Source organism: Desulfoscipio geothermicus DSM 3669, from assembly GCF_900115975.1.
Taxonomy (GTDB): Bacteria; Bacillota; Desulfotomaculia; order Desulfotomaculales; family Desulfallaceae; genus Desulfoscipio; species Desulfoscipio geothermicus.
In genome coordinates this window covers 1-17,802 of the sequence record NZ_FOYM01000042.1, presented here as the reverse complement: position 1 = coordinate 17,802, position 17,802 = coordinate 1, and the positions used below count along the sequence as shown (strand labels likewise).

The 17,802-nt window shown below is 47.8% G+C and carries 24 protein-coding genes; 3 read left to right on the top strand and 21 right to left on the bottom strand.

What is annotated here, in order from left to right; all coding sequences use genetic code 11:
* Window positions 1-189: 189 nt before the first annotated feature.
* Together BM299_RS17500 and BM299_RS17495 are read right to left on the bottom strand one after the other, a co-directional pair.
* Window positions 190-555 (bottom strand): hypothetical protein, encoded by a 366-nt coding sequence (locus tag BM299_RS17500; RefSeq protein WP_092487491.1) that lies wholly within the window; start codon window positions 553-555, stop codon window positions 190-192.
* Window positions 556-674: 119 nt separating this feature from the next.
* The gene (locus BM299_RS17495) at window positions 675-881 is read right to left on the bottom strand and encodes a helix-turn-helix transcriptional regulator (protein WP_092487497.1); all 207 of its coding nucleotides are present in this window, start codon (window positions 879-881) and stop codon (window positions 675-677) included.
* Window positions 882-1,317: 436 nt separating this feature from the next.
* Between BM299_RS17495 and BM299_RS19760 the strand changes: the two genes are divergently transcribed.
* Window positions 1,318-1,581, top strand: coding sequence for a hypothetical protein (locus BM299_RS19760; RefSeq protein ID WP_092487488.1), 264 nt, complete (start codon window positions 1,318-1,320; stop codon window positions 1,579-1,581).
* A 385-nt stretch (window positions 1,582-1,966) separates the two neighbouring features.
* Here the strand turns inward: BM299_RS19760 and BM299_RS17480 are convergent, their stop codons facing one another.
* Window positions 1,967-2,200 (bottom strand): hypothetical protein, encoded by a 234-nt coding sequence (locus BM299_RS17480; protein ID WP_092487482.1) that lies wholly within the window; start codon window positions 2,198-2,200, stop codon window positions 1,967-1,969.
* A 204-nt stretch (window positions 2,201-2,404) separates the two neighbouring features.
* Between BM299_RS17480 and BM299_RS17475 the strand changes: the two genes are divergently transcribed.
* On the top strand, window positions 2,405-3,439 hold the full coding sequence (locus BM299_RS17475; RefSeq protein WP_092487479.1) for an IS481 family transposase: 1,035 nt from the start codon (window positions 2,405-2,407) through the stop codon (window positions 3,437-3,439).
* Window positions 3,440-3,707: 268 nt separating this feature from the next.
* Here BM299_RS17475 and BM299_RS17470 read toward each other — a convergent pair whose 3' ends face one another.
* From BM299_RS17470 to BM299_RS17450, 6 genes are all read right to left on the bottom strand, one after another.
* The gene (locus tag BM299_RS17470) at window positions 3,708-4,190 is read right to left on the bottom strand and encodes a DUF3800 domain-containing protein (protein WP_092487476.1); all 483 of its coding nucleotides are present in this window, start codon (window positions 4,188-4,190) and stop codon (window positions 3,708-3,710) included.
* Between the two features lie 114 nt (window positions 4,191-4,304).
* Complete coding sequence (locus BM299_RS19545; RefSeq protein ID WP_165608415.1) at window positions 4,305-4,445, bottom strand: hypothetical protein; 141 nt, start codon at window positions 4,443-4,445, stop codon at window positions 4,305-4,307.
* The gene (locus BM299_RS17465; protein ID WP_207545233.1) at window positions 4,442-4,786 is read right to left on the bottom strand and encodes a phage holin, LLH family; all 345 of its coding nucleotides are present in this window, start codon (window positions 4,784-4,786) and stop codon (window positions 4,442-4,444) included. The genes BM299_RS19545 and BM299_RS17465 overlap by 4 nt, the downstream gene beginning before the upstream one ends.
* Before the next feature lie 19 nt (window positions 4,787-4,805).
* A complete protein-coding gene (locus BM299_RS17460; protein ID WP_207545232.1) occupies window positions 4,806-5,447 on the bottom strand; it encodes an N-acetylmuramoyl-L-alanine amidase in 642 nt (213 codons plus the stop codon).
* Complete coding sequence (locus BM299_RS17455; protein WP_092487467.1) at window positions 5,416-5,721, bottom strand: hypothetical protein; 306 nt, start codon at window positions 5,719-5,721, stop codon at window positions 5,416-5,418. The genes BM299_RS17460 and BM299_RS17455 overlap by 32 nt, the downstream gene beginning before the upstream one ends.
* Window positions 5,718-5,933, bottom strand: a complete 216-nt coding sequence (locus BM299_RS17450) for a hypothetical protein (protein ID WP_092487464.1) — start codon at window positions 5,931-5,933, stop codon at window positions 5,718-5,720. The genes BM299_RS17455 and BM299_RS17450 overlap by 4 nt, the downstream gene beginning before the upstream one ends.
* A 171-nt stretch (window positions 5,934-6,104) precedes the next feature.
* Here BM299_RS17450 and BM299_RS17445 point away from each other — a divergent pair, with 171 nt between their 5' ends.
* On the top strand, window positions 6,105-7,040 hold the full coding sequence (locus BM299_RS17445) for a copper amine oxidase N-terminal domain-containing protein (protein ID WP_165608413.1): 936 nt from the start codon (window positions 6,105-6,107) through the stop codon (window positions 7,038-7,040).
* Here the strand turns inward: BM299_RS17445 and BM299_RS17440 are convergent.
* From BM299_RS17440 to BM299_RS17385, 12 genes are all read right to left on the bottom strand, one after another.
* Window positions 7,021-7,275 carry a hypothetical protein gene (locus BM299_RS17440; RefSeq protein WP_092487458.1) on the bottom strand — a complete coding sequence of 85 codons (255 nt, stop codon included), beginning with the start codon at window positions 7,273-7,275 and terminating at the stop codon, window positions 7,021-7,023. The genes BM299_RS17445 and BM299_RS17440 overlap by 20 nt on opposite strands.
* Before the next feature lie 16 nt (window positions 7,276-7,291).
* Window positions 7,292-9,949 carry a phage tail spike protein gene (locus BM299_RS17435; RefSeq protein WP_092487455.1) on the bottom strand — a complete coding sequence of 886 codons (2,658 nt, stop codon included), beginning with the start codon at window positions 9,947-9,949 and terminating at the stop codon, window positions 7,292-7,294.
* A 56-nt stretch (window positions 9,950-10,005) separates the two neighbouring features.
* A complete protein-coding gene (locus BM299_RS17430; protein WP_092487453.1) occupies window positions 10,006-11,076 on the bottom strand; it encodes a reverse transcriptase/maturase family protein in 1,071 nt (356 codons plus the stop codon).
* 325 nt (window positions 11,077-11,401) lie between these two features.
* Complete coding sequence (gene avd, locus BM299_RS17425) at window positions 11,402-11,785, bottom strand: diversity-generating retroelement protein Avd (protein WP_281246392.1); 384 nt, start codon at window positions 11,783-11,785, stop codon at window positions 11,402-11,404.
* A gap of 20 nt (window positions 11,786-11,805) precedes the next feature.
* On the bottom strand, window positions 11,806-12,999 hold the full coding sequence (locus BM299_RS17420; protein WP_092487450.1) for a hypothetical protein: 1,194 nt from the start codon (window positions 12,997-12,999) through the stop codon (window positions 11,806-11,808).
* Window positions 12,999-13,238, bottom strand: coding sequence for a hypothetical protein (locus tag BM299_RS17415; RefSeq protein ID WP_092487447.1), 240 nt, complete (start codon window positions 13,236-13,238; stop codon window positions 12,999-13,001). Before BM299_RS17415 ends, BM299_RS17420 begins: the two co-directional genes overlap by 1 nt.
* 23 nt (window positions 13,239-13,261) lie before the next feature.
* On the bottom strand, window positions 13,262-13,579 hold the full coding sequence (locus BM299_RS17410) for a hypothetical protein (RefSeq protein ID WP_092487444.1): 318 nt from the start codon (window positions 13,577-13,579) through the stop codon (window positions 13,262-13,264).
* Window positions 13,580-14,050 (bottom strand): hypothetical protein, encoded by a 471-nt coding sequence (locus BM299_RS17405; RefSeq protein WP_092487441.1) that lies wholly within the window; start codon window positions 14,048-14,050, stop codon window positions 13,580-13,582.
* A complete protein-coding gene (locus tag BM299_RS17400) occupies window positions 14,051-14,773 on the bottom strand; it encodes a distal tail protein Dit (RefSeq protein WP_092487438.1) in 723 nt (240 codons plus the stop codon).
* Entirely contained in the window at window positions 14,770-16,824 is a 2,055-nt protein-coding gene (locus BM299_RS17395) for a phage tail tape measure protein (protein WP_092487435.1), read from the bottom strand. Before BM299_RS17395 ends, BM299_RS17400 begins: the two co-directional genes overlap by 4 nt.
* A 243-nt stretch (window positions 16,825-17,067) precedes the next feature.
* Entirely contained in the window at window positions 17,068-17,388 is a 321-nt protein-coding gene (gpG, locus tag BM299_RS17390) for a phage tail assembly chaperone G (protein WP_092487432.1), read from the bottom strand.
* Between the two features lie 64 nt (window positions 17,389-17,452).
* Window positions 17,453-17,802: Ig-like domain-containing domain (locus BM299_RS17385; protein WP_165608412.1), on the bottom strand; the 350-nt coding region annotated here is incomplete at its 5' end.

Sequence of the window (17,802 nt, the reverse complement as noted above, 5' to 3'; positions counted from 1 at the left end):
GGCCTGCGCATTACGAGTGCGTTAAAAGAAATCTGCTGCCCCGGCCGGCATCAGAAAAAGCCCAGTAATGACGCGGTTTTTAAAATATATTTATTTATGCAAATATATGCATATTGAAGCGGTTTTTTGAGAGTTTGGGCGACGTTTGGGCGACGCATTAGAAAGCAAAAACACCCGGCTAATGCCGGGTTAAGTTTTTGCCTCCACTCTCCCGAATATCTCTCCACAAGAACACCCATAGCATACCCTGTCCGCTTCGCTGCCCTCAAATATGCTGACGATGCTTACTTCAGTACACATAAAATCTTTGCCGCACCCTGGGCACTCACGGCCGGTGATATAGTTTTTTGCCATTACTCGCACATAATTTCCGTTCCTGCTGACACAGCATCGGCTAAGAACCATCCTATCGGTCCGGTACTTATCCATCATCAACCGCAGGACTGAGTGCATTACATTCCTGGCCGCGCCGTGTTTTGTTCTCAGGAAAACGTCCACCGCCGATTCCATCACCTGCATATCTTTGCGGGTTGGGCAACTTACTGCCAGTTCCATTATTCGGCTTCCTCCTTTGTGTGTTGATAATTCAATATATGCAGCACGGCAAAAAAATTGCTTGTCCTCTAAATTTTATTTGGTGGAAATGCAATCCATCAAAATAGCAAAAGCCCAGCTTATTCGCTGGACTCACGGTAAAATATCTCTTCAACTGGCTGCTTTAATCGTTCGGCTATGGCCAGAGCTACTTCAAGCGACGGTTGTATAACTTGCTTTTCATATCGATTATATGACCATGCTGATAGTCCCAGGTACTGGGCAAACTCCTTCTGATTCATCTCGTGCTGATGCCTGATAGATTTTAATCTATTCCGTACCGCCATAACATCACCGGTGATATACTTCGCCACTTCCCACAATTTTCCTTTCAGATATGTAAACTTTATTGCTCTATCTGTAATTTAATAGGATTCATGGTCATGTGGTCACGTCGGAGGAAGGTTCGACAAAGCGGTAACACTTTCCTCTTTGGCTGAATATTATAAATCGGCAAGCCAAAATTATCCTTTGCAAAGGAGGAATGTGTTAATGGGTTATGGTTACGGTGGTGGCGGTGGTGCCTCAATTCTGTTCTTGGTGCTGATACTGCTGGTGTTTGGTATGGGGTTCTTTGGCGGCGGTTACTCTTATGAAGCCGGGAAGTAAATAAGGCAGCCAGGAGCGCTCCACAAGGGGCGCTTTTGGCTTATATAAATTGGTAACATTCTCCACGGCATTTGAATATTGTAGAACATCAAACGACAGATTTAACAAGGAGGTATGTATTTATGGGGTATGGTTATGGACCTGGAAAGCCTGGTTATAAACCTGGAAAGCCTGGTTATGGGCATGGATTCTTTCCTGGTTTCGGATTCGGGGGCTTTCTTCCACTCTTACTACTGCTGTTTCTATTTTTTGGGTTCCCTTTCTTTGGCGGCTTTTACGGTAAAGAGAAGTAAAATTTGTGGTCTAATGTTTGCCGGGCAATGCCATAGTCTGAAGCAGTGGTTAACGCCCCTACATGGGGCGTTTTGCTTTGCATAAAAATGGCGGGGTTGGGGATGCTATACGTGGGAAGCGCCCCGTATACGCAGCCCCCGGTGTGCTTGCAGTGCCTGCCGGGGGCTGGTTTGTTTTGGGGCAATGTGAATGGCACAGAAAAAGGCGGCGCTGGTTGGCTGCCGCCTGGGAGCTGGGGCCGGGTGAAGTACACGACGCTGACGGTCGGGGGAATATGCGGCCTGAAAAGTTTTCACTACTTTTGAAAACCATAACAAAATAAAAACAGACCCCGGGAGGAAGAACCCACGCTAAAAAGCGCTGCCGCCACTAAGGCGACCTTCCATTTGCCCCGCGCTAGCCTGTTACTGTTATTATATCTCTTTTTACTAAATTGTAAACAGATATTTTAAAATTTAATAAAATTTTCTTAAAGATTTCTCAACCAAGGGTACTCTTTTTGGATGAATTTGCTGTTTCCGGCATCAGGAAACAACTTTAAGCCATAACTAAACAAATTTCCATTTCTCACGTAGAAATATTTTTTCGCTTTCAAAATATAGGCTGGTTCAACATCTCCAAATTCATTTGGCTCAAAAGCTTCGAAAGTTGCACTTGCTAAACTATCGACAATCTGTAAATTTTTTAATTGATTCTTTGGCACCGGTCTCCATGATAATAGCGTACCTGGTCTTATTTGACATTGAGGGTCATTTAATAAGCGTGTGTTAAGTTGAGTATGGGTTGACAAATTGGAACACACTGGGAAAACAAATCAACCACCCGGGGTTGTCCCAGATGGTTGAGTATCCACAGTACTCCCCTTATAATGGTAATTGCTACATCAACAAGATAAGGGGGAACTACTGTGTATACTCATCCTACCGTATTACGCTGCAGAAGGCAAGCGATGATACTTGATAGCAGAAAAATTCATAGCCGTCGCGAAATAGCCAGCCGATGCCAAATGTCCCATACCACTTTCTATAAGTTTTTAAGCAGATATAAGGAACAAGGCGAGGACGGATTACATGATAAAGAACGTGTCCCAACCATCAGGCCTAACCAGACACCTCCAGACGTTGAGGAAGCTATCCTAGCCTTTGTTCAGGATCACCCGGCTTATGGACCAAAGAGGATCAGCGATGAGCTAAGGTTGCCGGAAAATGGCGCTATTTTAGTTGGCGAAACCGCTGTCTATGGCGTGCTCAAGCGCAACGACCTAAATACCAGGAAAAAACGCCTTAAATGGATTGATTCCCTGCAACCCCCGCAGGAGAAAACCGCTTGGGAACTGGATAAAGAGGCTAGCCAGCACCGGCACGTGCATGCCCCCCAACCAGGGTACCTCATGAGCCAAGACGGGAAGCTAATCGGTCGCCTGGCCGGCATTGGGAAAGTCTACGTCCAGGTCGGTATTGACTGCCATAGCAGTTTTGGTTGGGCAAAGCTATATACCGATAAAACAGCTGATTCCAGTGCTGATTTTCTAAAATATGTAAATCATAACTATGAATATATGCGCGTTAAATTGCAACGGGTTCTTACGGATAACGGCAAAGAATATGGCTCATCAGAACCCACTTATGACCACCATTTTGGAGCTACATGCCTTATTCACGGCATTAAACATAAAACCACCAAGGTAAAGCACCCTTGGACAAACGGTTATGCGGAAAGATTTATTCAAACATTGTACCAAGAATTTTTCCAGGTAGCTTTGAGGCGAAAAAAGTATACCTCTATAGAGGAACTCCAGTTAGACCTGGACCAATATCTTCGCTACTACAACTGGCAACGCCCACATCGGGGCCGTCGTACCAGGGGTAGAACACCGGCACAAGTATTCTTTGTGCCTAACCAGGAGCAACTTCTGCTTCCGGCCCCGAAAGCTGTTGCATAACAACTAAATTATGGTTCAAAGTGGTGGTCTTGACTGCCACCCCGCGTGTGGTTAGTTTAAACTACCGACGGGGTGGCTCCGGGAACATGTTCAGGGTTATACCCCACGTCGGGTATCTAATTGTACCACACGCGGGGACCCCGGCCGTCAAGACTTCCCTAACGGCACCACTTTGTTTTAATGACCCTCAAGGGCTCACCAGAAACATATTATAAAAGACTAATAGGGGAGCTGTTATTTATTCCCAAAGTGTCAACACCTTGACAACTTAATTCAATAAGCTTTGGATGTAACTATCCAACTCCTTATAAGAAGTATTTCTGCGGTGTTCAAATATTAGGTTCACTTTTCTTTTATATTCATCAACTAACCAGGATATTCTTTCTAATAAATACCTAGTTGCATAGTTATATAAAAATTGTTTTTCATTTTTTAAAACGTCCGTACTTATTAGTCGTGTCTTATTTATACCAATACCAATAATTTTAAAATGTCCCTTATTAACAATTTCTTGAATCACTTTCTTCTTTCTATTATGATTTAAAGATCGAAAATGCAAAGGCTTCAACTTGTTTTTACTCCTGAACTCATCTTTTAAATCATCAATTACAGAAGCTAAATCCCTATCAAACTCTTCAGGCACAACCAATGCGCTTATAATAAACCATTTACTACTTTTCCATTCACCATTTCGAATAGTAAAACCTTCATCACCGGCTTCATCAATATAGGCGTTAAAAACTTTACTCATAACTTACCTCCCAAACGACATTTTACCACTACTGCAATATTATAACTACACAAAAATTTCGACATTTTTCCGGCCGCCATTCGGCCGGGCGACGCCCCGGGGAGGGGTGAAAACTTATTTTACCACATATTCCGAACACGACAAGCAAATCTCCGACAAAAGCTGTCGGCAGTGGCGCTGGTCTTCGACGGCCAGGCCAACTTCGGCCAGGTGGCGGACCCTGGCCAGGAGGGCGTGCATCTCTTCCAGGTTCATGCTTCGCTCACCTTGGCCCATTCCTCGCCGAGTTGGTCTTTAATCTCACGCAATGCCCATTCGATAAGCGCCCGGATATCTTCCGGTTCAGCATGAATCCCCCGTGCCTCCAGAGCCTCGGCTAACCATTCAGAAGCGCCTTCGTACTTAGATTCTCCGTCCAGGTTCCGCCAGGCCTGCTCGGCATACTTAACAGCCACCACAGCCAGGTCCTGCTTCAGGATTAATTCTTTCTGGATCTGCTTCAACCGCTCAACACCCAGCCGCCGACGCAGGTATTCTGCGGCGATCGCCACGGCCGCCGAAATGACCAGGTACATGATGCTTTGCGCAAAAGTCATGTTTTCCATTATAATCCCCCTATTTAATAATAAAATTGACGGTCCGCGTATCAGCATCCCAACCTATTTCCGCCTGCAGCAGGCCAGCCAAGTCCCGCAACTGTACCCAGTGCCCGGATAGCAATGCCTCAGTACGGCCATTTGCTACCCGTAAAGGCACTTGTGTTGGCCTACCGTTTATAGTGAGCCTCACGTCGTCCTGGGCCGGCTGAGCACTGCCCCGAACCATAGCCCGTAGCTGCTCCCATGGAAACAAATTCCCCGGGCAATCAGTGGCCATAACGTCCCTGTGCCCTATAACTTTCAGTTGGCCGTACTTGTCCTCCAGATGACCAATCAGCCACACCAGGGAGTCTAATTGCTCCTTGGTCGGGCGTTCAATGTTGAAGTTCCCCACTACACAGATGCCGATACTATTCCAGTTCCCTTGCCTGCCAGCATGAGCGCCAACCATACGCTCCGGTCGCCCGCGCTGAATCTCGCCGGATTTCCTTACGATGAAATGGTATCCGCAACCGCTCCATCCACGGTCAAGGTGCCAGCGGTGAATAGTGGCCGCATCCTCGTCGCCTTGGCTGGCGGAATGGTGGATAATAATCCGCTGCGTTGCTTTGCGCGGGTGTAGCTCCTTAAATTGGAGGTTTGTTTCCGTAATCTGCATAAGCATCCTCCCCATAATATGGTACTTGACTATATCCGCTTTGCCGCTTGGTCATCAGCCCACCGATGGCCCGCACCCCGAACACGCCGCCCACAACAGTAGTGGGCAGCCAAATAAAGGTGCTGTAAAAGTTAACCTGTATATCGGTCAGCGTACCGACAATCGCAAAATAAGCAAACGCCCCGCTAATGCCGAGCCATGACAAAAAAGCACCCAGGGCGATAACATCCTGGATGCTGAGGCCATCCTCATCGTTGCCAAACCATTTTTTCACGGTTTCACCACCAAATTTACGACCAATAAAATAAGCGAAGCCACCACCCCGCCCAAAAGCCCGATGACCATTTGGTACATCCTTTCAACCTTCCCTTCAACGCGCTGCAGGGAGCCATTTTGTCGCCGCTGGTATTCCTCCAGGTCATCCAGCCTTTCCGCGTGCTTGCCCTGCTCAATTTTAATAGCCATGATTTCATCGGCCAGGTCCACCACCCCCACCTCCCGCTATGTATTCGCCCGGGGCGGGCCCGGGCATAAAAAAGACGCCTGATGGCGCTTATTCGTGTAAAGATATACCTATTCCACCCGATAAATCTGTCAATTAATGATATGGCACACTACTACCTCCTATGGTAAAATTTACTCAAAGGAGGAATGCCTATGTTAAAACAAAAACTTGCGCTGGCATTGGTTTTGGTGATGATGGTTGTGTATGTTGCTCCGGCGTTTGCGGTCATACCTCATGATGCATTAAATGAAATTAGAATAGGCGGCAAATGGAGCACCGATTTAATTACCCATAGTGTTATTGACCTGGTTTATGTGTCTGAAGGCTCGGTAACAACATACACCTACAGAGGCGATAATGAAGAACTAGCAATTAATAAATTCACCGTCAAACCACAAAGCCCAACATCAGCAAGTCAAAAAATAACCCCCTTTGTTTTTGAACTGACCAACCAATATAGGCCAGAAACGGATATTGCTGTTACAGCCGCAGGACCAGATAACACGGTGCACACCTACACTTATGGAAAATATAAAGACAATGCCATGTTAGCTATTATTTCCGGGTTGCCCGACTGCCTTGGAAACCCACCCGTTCATCATGATAGCAATTCCGACTCCTGGACAAGTAAATATTCCCCGGAGGAAATGACTAAAGAGCCTGTTACTTCGTTTGCAGTAACCACTTTTGCGCTTAATAGCCCAACCTATACAATTACAAGCGATTCCGGCACCATGGAAACTAAAACCATGGATGTAAAGCCAATAATTAAAGAAGAAAGAACCTTTGTCCCCGTCCGTTACCTTGCATATGCGCTTGGTGCTACCGAAAGTGGTATTTCATGGGACGGTTCCACTCAAACCGTTACACTTGAATTTGAAAATGCCACTGAAATTTTACAACTCGGTTCGCAAACCATGCTGGTGAATAACGAACCAGTTGAAATGGACGTTGCCCCGTTCGCTGAAAATGGCCGCACTTTTCTCCCGGCCCGGTGGATAGCGGAGCCATTGGGCGCGCAGGTTGAATGGGATGCTGAAAAACAGGAAACTATTATCAAAATTTCGGTTAATGAGCAGGGTCAATAGGCCCTGCTTCTAATTTTGCTTGTATCTCCTTTATCTCTTCGGCGCGTGCTTTTAAAGATTTGATTCTCTTAACTATGCCACGCAACTCATTATTTAGTTGCTTTTTTAAATCGTTTACATCGACAGTGTCTTTTCTTATGTTTAGGCGTTCTTGTCTGGTAATTATAAGCTCTCCGCTATCCTTGTCTATACATATATCTTCCCAAGCGCTTGATCTTCGCCCTTTGCCTGGCATAGATATACCCCCTTTTTTAAATAAGCTCGTCTTCCCAGTTTGAAGTTAAAACCGGGTCTGTGGCCGGGTCCTGCTCTTTTTCAAATCGTCTACCAGCATAACCTTTGCGAACAGCAGACAAAATCCACACAAATTGACCACTATCAGTTCCGCCGCCTACTTGACGAACTATAAAATAATCAGCCCCGATTTTATCAACTTTCAAGCAAAAATCACCATATGGTGTCAAACGAATAAACCATGGGGTATTTTCTGCGTCTGGTTCAATGCATTCTAAAAATATTGGATCTAGGTTAATCTTGCATTCACCATTAACCAGTTCTCCTTTTCCCTCATCGACAAATCTCACATCAGGGCTTTCACGGACTGATAAGTGTACCTGTCCATAGCTTAGTGTTTCTTGAATCGCATCTTTTGCGCCGCCAATTACAGCAAAGTTGCCCAAAACTTTGCAATATTTTCCTGTGCCATCATATGGGTCGATCTCTATTTCTCCATCGGGATCGACCCATATGCCTGAATATGGTCCCTTGATACCGACACCTACGGTTGAGTTATAACCTTCTTGAATTACACCATAAGATACACCGTCTCTACCATAATCAGCAGACATTCTGACACGTTCTTCACTGGAGCCTTCGTTTGCATAAACTGAAATATTTCCATTATAACCACCTGAAACCAATTCAAAAACTTTTTTACCTTCATAAAATCCACTTAACTCGTTATCGGGTAATAATGCAACATAGGTTGTAGCACCCTCTGCACCGCTTCGAATTATTGTGGAATATACCTCGCCGTCTGCAATCTTTACCCCAATTTTTCCACTTGATAGTAAACCAATTGCAAGCTTTAATACTGTCCCGGCCCACAGTTCTATTCCTTGGTTCACCCCTGGATCTTGAAATTTTAAATATCCCGCCGTTATTTCGCCCAAATTGGCACTTATGGCCGACAGGGTTATCGCATTAATAGCATCAGCCATAATCCCATCAACACTAATTGCTACGGTCCAGGTCTGGCCGCCGTCACCGGTGAAGCGGATACCTTCCTTGCTCAGGCGGATCTGCTTGTTTTGATCCGCTGGGTCAACGATATAGAGGTAGTCACCGTCCCAATAAAAGTAGCTGTTCCCGACTATTTTGACCAGGGCTGCATTTAATTCGCCTACATTGATTTCGTCCGCCGTGAAGCCATCACCAGTGCCGAACGTCCTCCATATCCATGCGCCGTTTCCATCCTTTTCGTTCGACAACATAAACCCGTTGCCGGTCAGCATCATGGCTGCGGTGCCGTCCTGGGTTTCAAATACGATATTTCCGTTGTCGTCCGTGTACCAGTTTGATGTTGTGGCCTGAAGCTGGTTGGTGAGTACGTCTATTTTTCCATCCAGCCACGCGGTAGCCAGCTTGCCGGTGCTTGGGCTGAACGCCGCCGATACAGTCCGGTTGATTTGCCGCTGCACAAGGACATCATCAGCCAACGTGGGGAAGAAATTGCCCATGGTGATTTTCGTATTTTCCGGGCGAAGCAAATCACGGTCAATTTCAATCACCCGGGCCTCAACCAGAAGCTCAGGCGAAAACTTGCGGTCAATGCACCGGGTTGTATCGCCCAGGCGAACCTTTTCGTGAGAGTATCCAGACAACCTTTCCAAATCAAGTACGGTCATCCGGTATGTCGCCCGCGGTGTTTTGAGCTCCTGCAATTCGTCCCATGTTTTCTGCAACAAAGCTTCCGGGTCAGTTTCTTCGGAATCCTCAAATGTCCCGAACCGGTGCCTGCCGCCTGGACGACCCCACTGCGCCAGCGCATCAGGGTCCCCTACCCACTCCTGCCCCAAGGGTTTGTCTACCGGGTCACCGTTTGCAACAGACCACTCCACGTCGGCAAAAGTCAGCCGCCGGCCAAAGCCGCCCGCTTCAGTTTCAACGCCTTTGCCCCGGCCATAGAGGGCTGTTTTAGTGGTGGTCAGGTCAATTTCGCGTTCAATACTCTGTATGTGCCTGCCATATTCCCATTGTTTGCCGGTATCCTTGCCGCGCCTGGCCAGCAGGTCAACGTACCGGCCGGAAATGACCCCACCGGTGACAACCACGCGAAAACGGAGTTCCCCGCCCCACACGGAGACAACTTTTTGTACGGCGGATAGAGCATTTTCATAATAGTAGTTCGTACTGTTCGTGCCTAGGTCAGCCACGGTGCCGACTTCCCAGCGGGTACCGGAAAGGGCCTGCGTCAGTGCAAAATTGGCGCTTGTGTCGGTAGGACGTACGTCCTCAATGAAATCATCCAAGAGTTCATAGAAAGCGTGCTCGCAAAAAGCCGTGCGGGTCAGGCCGTCTCCGTGGATGTCAGTCACTCGTTTGATCTCGAAAAGCTGGAAGTCAGCGTCCAGGTCCTTGAACGCTACTAGGTTTCCCTCGGTCACATATTGCGCGAATGGATGGCCAGCTGGAACCGTGAAGGTGAAAGTATTTTCACCGTTGAGTGCCTCACGGTGCACCGCGTCCCAGTACGGACAGGGGTCTTTGTCTGACCATTTTTTGTATTGCAACCCAGTGTCATACTGGTGCCCCTGGTCATACTGGTATACTTCCTGGTATCTGCCGGGCATGTCTGAGGCGTTCAGAACTGCTTGAAGTTTTTCTTCTTGATTAAAAATATAGAGCATAAAAATAACGCCTCCTTCAGGCGTCTAGTTATTGCACATTTTAATCCGAATGTGTATTAATTTCTCTTCCAAACAAGACTATTAAAAAGTTTTTCGCGTAATTTATAACTATTGCAATGTTTAAGCGCTCCTATGTAGCTTTGCACACTTGCGTCTACATCCTCAAAATTTACTTCACCCCTCGCATAGGCTTTTTGTAAATATTTAAGCCGCTTTTTCATTTTGTAGGCGGTCGATTTCCTCAACTTACAGTGCGTGCTCCAAACCCGGTACCCAACCCAATCCACGCCCTGGTTAATCGTCCGGACGGTGGTCTTGTTGTTGAGCACCAGGTGCAACTCATCTTCTACAAAACGCTGGATTTCCTGCTTGACTTGCCATAGGTGCTTTTTATCGGGGTGCAGCACCAAGGCATCGTCCATATACCGCATGTAATGCTTCTCCCGCAGGGTGTGCTTTACGAATTGGTCTAGCTCATTCAAGTAAAGGTTTGCAAACATCTGCGAGGTTAAATTTCCAATTGGCATGCCGACACCGCCGACACGTTCACCATCAAAAACATGGTCCCCCAGGACCAGGCCAAAGTTTGTGTGCTCGCAGCGAACAATGACCTCCAACAGCCAAAGGAGATCCTCGTCACCTATTAACCGCCTTAATATCTTCATCAAAACATCATGGTCGACACGGTAAAAATACTTTGAAATGTCCAGCTTGAGAATATAAACGCGGTCATGCTTTCGCTCCAATTTGCGCAGCCAACACTGCAGCCGGTTAACGGCTCTGTGGGAGCCATAGCCCACCCGGCAGGCGTAAGAGTCATAAATGTACCGGCGTTCTATTAAAGGGTTTAGCACCCGGTAAATGGCCCACTGCACCACCCGGTCTTTGAACGGGAGGGCCATAATGAGCCGTTTCTTGGGCTCATAAACAAAGAACTCCCGGTACCGGCTGACGCTGTAAGTTTTCCAAATCAGCTCATTCTGGATTTGGATTAGGTTTTCTTCCAAGTTGGCACTGAACTTAAGAACCTCGTCCCGGTACCGCTTGTTTTTACGGGCTTCTCTGTATGCCTCGTGAAGATTTTCAAAGTCGTAAATCTGCTCATAAAGCCCTTTGAGTTTCTTCAATGCATCACCACCTTATAAAAAGGTGCCGGGTGTGACACCGTTCACCAAACAAGATGGCTACTAACTGCCTCCCCGGCAATTCAGTTTTTTGCCTGCCCAATCAGGCAGTAGGCAAGGATATGCGCCCCTTTTTCCTCATGCACTGGACGCTAACCCTTGGGTTAACGCCTTCTGGCTTATGAGGCTTAAGCCAGGCGAGCACCGATATTCCAATTGGAATTCGTCCGCTCGTTGTTCAGGTTCAGGTAGAAAACACCCGCATTCGAGCCATTGTCGCAATTGCCACCAACGTTAGGGAGCCGCTAACGGCGCATACCCTAAATTTTTATTTCTTTGCACTTTTAATCCAGCCGCCAAGCATTTTGCCAATTTCGCTCAACATCTTGCTCCAGTTCTCGTACTTTTTTATGGGTAAGAATTTCAAGTCTTTTGCCAGCCTTATGTATGCTCTAAGTGTCGCCAATTCAATATCGATATCCTGGAGGGTAGTCTTTTTGTAATACCGCTTGTTAGCCCGGATTATTAACTTTAAAAGCCTTATCATGGTATCCTTTATTTCGGCTGCCAGCGTGAATTTTTCGGATTTCGGAAACTGGCGCAAGCAAGTATACCCGTACTCAATCATGTCATAGGTTTTCTGAAGTATTTTGAAATCTTCCGTAGTTCCACGCCCCTTTATTAAACAGAGAGCGGGCTGTCGCCCGCCCAACCAGATAGTCAGTTCACAGATTACAGATTACAAAAAGCCAGGCGAGCACCGATATCCCAAGAGGAAAACGTCCGCTCGCGGTACAGGTACAGGTAGAAAACACCCGCAGACGAGCCAAAGACGCAAGAGCCACCAACGAAAGGGAGCCGCTCTCCCAAGTTACGCATATAATGCCTGTCGCCACCATGGTCGGCATCGATAGGGGCTAGCGCGTACTGCTTTAATATCTCCGGTACCGTGACGCCAGCTGCGGCAGCTGTTGTTTCAAATGAGTTTGTTGCATAGGTGGTGCCGTCAGATTGGTTTGTCACAGCAGTGGCGATTTCTATAGTTCCGCTACCATCAGGATTAGTGGCATTGTATTTCAATGTATCAGCAGTACCAGGTGCTACCAGGCTGCCGTCCTGCAGGATAGCTTTCCAATTGCCAGTGCCGGTTTGGTCTGCAGTATTATCCGCTGCGTCATTGTTTTCTAGTATCTGAATTTCTCCATCAACCAGCCTCATGCCGCCGCACCACTCGCGGACGTTTCCGTTTACATCAGCAAGGCCGAAAGGGGTGCCGTCATGGTTCCATGCTAAGGGTCCGCTTCCGGTTGCCGTCCTGCCCATTCTGGTGTCATCATACTTATGGGTAGGTGAGCCAAATTCAGACGGAACACTCACATCAGATCCCCAGTTGTTATTTCCCCTTGGCCAAAAGCCTTGCTTCTTGCAAAGTAAAGCCTTTAACGCGTGTTCGGCCATTGTTTGCATATGAAACCCGGCACCCATATTAGCATGATAGCTTAAATTATCATCAAAGTTTTTAGTGTTTCCTGGGTCAAGCCCCCGCAAGCTAACAACTCCACCATCCACGCCGACACTGCCCACGTATGCGCTCTTGAATTTTGCCAGCCAAACCTCCGGAAGTATCTGCCCGTTCACGATGAATGCAGGATGCACCTGGTTTGGCCAACCAAAGCCGAATCTCTCTAAGGAAATAGCCGGGAATCGGACCATGACCGCCGGGTAGCCAGCTGCCTCCGCGCTAGTTCCAAACATCACGGTATTGCGGCCAAAGCTCAAGTCCTCAATTCGTTTCTGCCAATCCTTTTGCTCGGCAGCGTCGGTAATCGCTCCGCCATTAAGCCAGCGAGTTGTTAATGCTGTTTCTGCTTCGATGATATTCCTTGCGATTTGCCCCTGGGTGTAAGGCCCACTAACGTACTTCATTATGCGCCACCGCCTTCCAACTCATCTTCCAACCCCGGCGGCACTATTGGAGCAGGGAACCTCTCTGCGAAGTTCTTTTTTAGGTCGTTGGCGAAGGCTTTCTCAAGCTTCTTTGCCTCGCCTTGGCCGCCTTTGACTTTTTTCTCACCCGATACAATTACATTGCCATTGTCATCTTCCCAAGTCACTCTTAATATGCTTTCTTCTTGAGTCTCAATAGTAGTTTTATATTTTGGCATAACCACTCACTCCTTCCTGATTTTTAATACTCCATAACCGCCACTTCAACTTCAGCACCTTCTGAAATGGCATATATAGGCACGTCAGTCTCAGGATCAAACTCAATTTCCAACACTGCCCCCGGCTCAATGGGAAATCCGTTTTGCTGGGTGACAGAGGCACTACCAATGCGAACGCGCAGGCTATCACTTTCATTTTTGATCAACATTCGCCGCCTTCCGGCTAAACGGGACGCACCAGCAAAAATTTCCGCTGCGGTTGCAATCACAGTAGCCACGCCGGTCACTGGCGTCCTGACTGTTGAATTAAGGGCATCGTCTCTGTTAGGGAGTAATTCCAATTAGACCACCTCCTCGTAATACATACGGTTTTGAGAGCCGTCTATTCCAAAGCGGTAGGTTTTGCCGGAGATGGGGTCAGTGAGGTATAATAATTCCTGCTGTTGGTGTGGCGCACTTTCGGCCAAATGCGACATAAGACCGCTGTTTGGAATTCTAAAATAAGTGCCGTCATAAATCACCGTCACAATGGCTCCGGCCTGGATCATGCCATTTGCCGGGTCAGAGCCGTCTTCCATTTTGATAGCCTTCGCGCCCAGGGTGTTGACATTCAGCGTGCAAGCCCCGGTGTTGGCCACATCCGCTTTAAACCGAAACATTTGACCTGCAATGTAGGAAATAGGTGCTGGTACAGGGGTTATGGCGTAGTCATCTGTACCGTTCGATGAAACGCCATAGGCACAGTTATTCGCAAAATTCTCATTGAGAGGTTGGCTTTCTATGTCATCAGTAATAACTTTTAAATTTCCCACTTATAACCACCTCGGGGTCCATTTTATTTCCGTAGCGCAAACACCGGCCGGCAAAACAGTTAAGTCATTATTGCCCGGCGCCAGGGTAAAAAATTCGCTATTCTGCCAGTCCAGGAAAAGCATCGAACGTATCCCGTTGACCAGTACCGCTCCGGTGGCACAGTTGACTTCAAGAATATCACCAACCTGAAAATCACGCACCACCCTGACATATTTGCTGCCCAAGGTAACCTTCCACTCGCTTGCCGCCGCTGTGAAGGTAACTGTAAATTCCGGCGGCGTTTCCGCTGTCCCGGTGTTGTTTACGGTTATTGAGTCATTTACAAAGTTGTCTTGCTGTTCTTCCCCGTAGGCAAACGGCTCACAACGGAAAGTGATATCAAACCTGCCCAAAGCAAAAAACGGCTCAAGGTCAATTTCTCCCTCTGGTTTACCTACAAAATGCTTACCGGGAAGAACATCAAACGACAGGACATCGCGCTCTTCGGAGTAGAGCCAGGCCTTAATTTCCAATCCTTTTGCATGCATATCCTCCCGGTTGTTACCCACATACCCACATTCAAGATCTATCAAAAGGTCATTGCGTTTCCCGGGGAAAAGATAGCTCCCGTGGCGGCCGGGTACACTAACATATTTTTCACTTAAAGAGGGAACCATCGCCCATTTTTTTATCCGCACAGCCAGTTTATATGCGTTGGCATGCACACCCTTGAAGGTGATCATCGGCCTTGCCCCCTCAGCTTGCTCTGGTTCAGGTATACTAATTGACGGGATAGCACGGCGCCGTCAAGCGTGAGCGTGACATTGATTGCCTGGCCTGACCCCGCGGTACCGGCAAACACCGGCGCTGCCTGGACAGAAGGGCTGATGCGCTCTACCGCGGCAACAAGGGCCTCTGTAAGCATTGGCTGCAGCTTGTGAAGAGGCATTACCGCTTCTGGAACGTCACCGATACCCACAATCTGTGGGCTTGTAAAGATGCCGCCACGTTTATACCAATCAACATCCACATCAGGTACTGGAAAACTCACTCCGCCTACTTCTTTCCAATCTACTGAAAAATCAAAATGAGGCATGGGGATATGAAGCGAACGTATACCGTCAATTAGCCCGTCAATAATATCGCGGCCCCAACTGTACGCCCTGCTCGGAATGGATTTTATATAGCCCCATAAATCTTCAAGCTTGCCACGAACCGTATTGTACAGGTTTATACCTGCACTGCTTACAGCGCCGGTGATATTACTCCAAATACTGCTAATGCCAGTTTTAATATTATTCCAGATGCTAAGGGCTACCTGCTTGATGCTACCCCAGTTTTCAGCCAGCTTTCTGGCCAGCAGTACGGCCCAACCAGCCGGGCCAACGGTGATTAAAAGTATTTCATCGCCCCATTTTTTGAAAAAGTCTTTAATGTTATTCCAGATGCTTGCAGCTGTATCTTTTATGTTGTCCCAAATATCTTCGGCCGTGTCTTTGATGCTCTCCCAAATATCAGACAACTTCTCCTTTATCTCATCCCAGTTTTTATATAGTAAGACGCCAATCGCAATAAGCCCAGTAATAGCTCCCACGGCTATGGCTACTGGCGCTGAAATAGCAGCTATGGCGGCGGATAATGTACCGATTACTATAAGCAATGGGCCGATTGCGGCAGCCAGACCACCAATTACAAGGATTATTTTTTTGGTTTCACTATTCAATCCATTAAACCAATTCAACAGTTCCGCTACTTTGTTTACAATCTGGGTTACAATCGGCTCAATTAATGCACCCAGGTCAGCCAGGGCTTGCTGCAGGTCGTATTGTGCATTTGCGCTTTCAATTAACTCAGCGTTATTTTTCTTGTACGCCTCATATACATCTGCCAAACCATGCTTGGCCAGGACATCCAGCACATACTGTTGCTGGGTGCCGTTTTCCGTGGCTTCCTGGAGCCCGGCGTTAAAGTCGTCCAAATTCACTCCAAGACGCTCGAGAAGCTCTCCGAATGGTCCAATGGCTTCACCGGTTGCTAGAGTCTCCTGCAGGCCATCAGCGATACCCTCGAACTTTAGTGTGTCCTTAAACTTGATTGCAGCCCCGGCCACGTTGTTGAGTATTTCCTCCATGTTCTGGTCATCAAACCCGGCTTCCATGAGGTTTGATAAGCCTTCAACATTCGAGTCGGTTTCGCCGGTGACAGCGTTCAACTCGCGCATGGCCTTGTCGGTGGTGGCAAGGCTAACCCCGGCCAACTTTGCGTTGGTTTCCAGTTTTGCAAACTCCTGACGGAGCTCTTTTGTGCCTTCAGTGGCCAGGGCCACAAAACCAGCAATGGGAGCTGTTACAGTTAAGGATAAGTTTTGTCCAATACCTTTAAGCTTATCGCCAGCGTCTTTAAGGGTGTTGGCCAAATCGGCAAGTGACCTCTTGGCTCCTTTGCCCTGCTGCTCAAGTTTTTGCAGTGCCTGTTCCGTTTTTACGATCTCCCGCTGGAACGCCCGGTACTGGCCCTCGCTGATTTCACCGCGCTGGAACTGTTCGTTTACCTGTTCCTGGGCGGCACGAAGCCTTTCCAGCTTTTCGCTGGAAGTGGCAATAGCGTCGGAGAGCAGTTTTTGTTTTTGTGCCAGGAGTTCGGTGTTGGATGGATCGAACTTTAAAAGCCGCTCTACCTGGCGTAGCTCGGACTGAATATCCCGGCTCTTTTTGTTTACGTCGGCCAGGGCCTTACCCAGGCCCGTTGTGTCACTTCCGATTGTTACGTTGATGCCCCTGATTGTCTCCGCCACACTTGCCACCCCCAAAAGAAAAACACCCTCTTTATGAGAGTGCTTATATTAAACCAACCTGGTCCGCATAAACTCGCACAGGTTTTTCTCCCGCAGTGCGTTTATCTTCGGTCAACTCGACCACTATAAGTAAATCAAAAAAGTCCTCCATATCTTCATTGTCAACCTCGTGCAGGAGTTTACCAAAAGCCTTACAAAAATTTAAGCAATAATATATTGTCTTTTGATACTCCGACAGGTGGCTTATGTCCCTGCCGGAGTTTTTCCGTTTGGGAACTGCGCCGCCTTCTGGCCAGCTATCGCGCTTACATGCTGGTTAATGTAAGTGAACAGAACTGCAAGTTCCTCAAACCCCACGTTTTCTTCAACGGCTTCCTTGGTTACATCAGGGTTGTTGAAGGCTATAACAACCAGGTCGATCATTTCGTCCAGCATTTTTTCGCCCTCAAGCTCGCCGTTCTCCCGGGCCTCATTGAACTTTATCAGGTGACGCCAGAGTTTGATTTTCGGCTTGGGCATGGTGTACTTCTTGCCGTTTATGGTTATCTGGGGCAGTTGATTCACGGTATTACCTCCCGGTTTTAGTGTTTATGTATAAGCAAAGGGGCGACCCGAAGGCCGCCCGGTTTTAAGCAGTAGTGAAGTTGACCACGTATGGCGCGGCCAGCGCGTTGCCGGCCAGGTCCTTGACATTGGTGCTGACTATCAGAATGTAATCCGACAACGCATCCAGGTTGCTGTCCGGGTTGATGGTGACGATTTCGCCGGCGGCGTCTGCTGATACGGTGCAGTCCACAACAGTGCCGTCGGATGCGATGAGTATAAAGTTGTCCGAAGTGGCCAGACTCTTTTGGATTGCTTCACTGAAGGTAACCGTCAGGTCAGCGCTCACAGATACGCCGGTTGCACCGTCAGCCGGAGTGCTGGACTGCACGGTGGGAGCCGTGGTGTCAGTAGTGCCCAGTGGCCCGTTGGTGA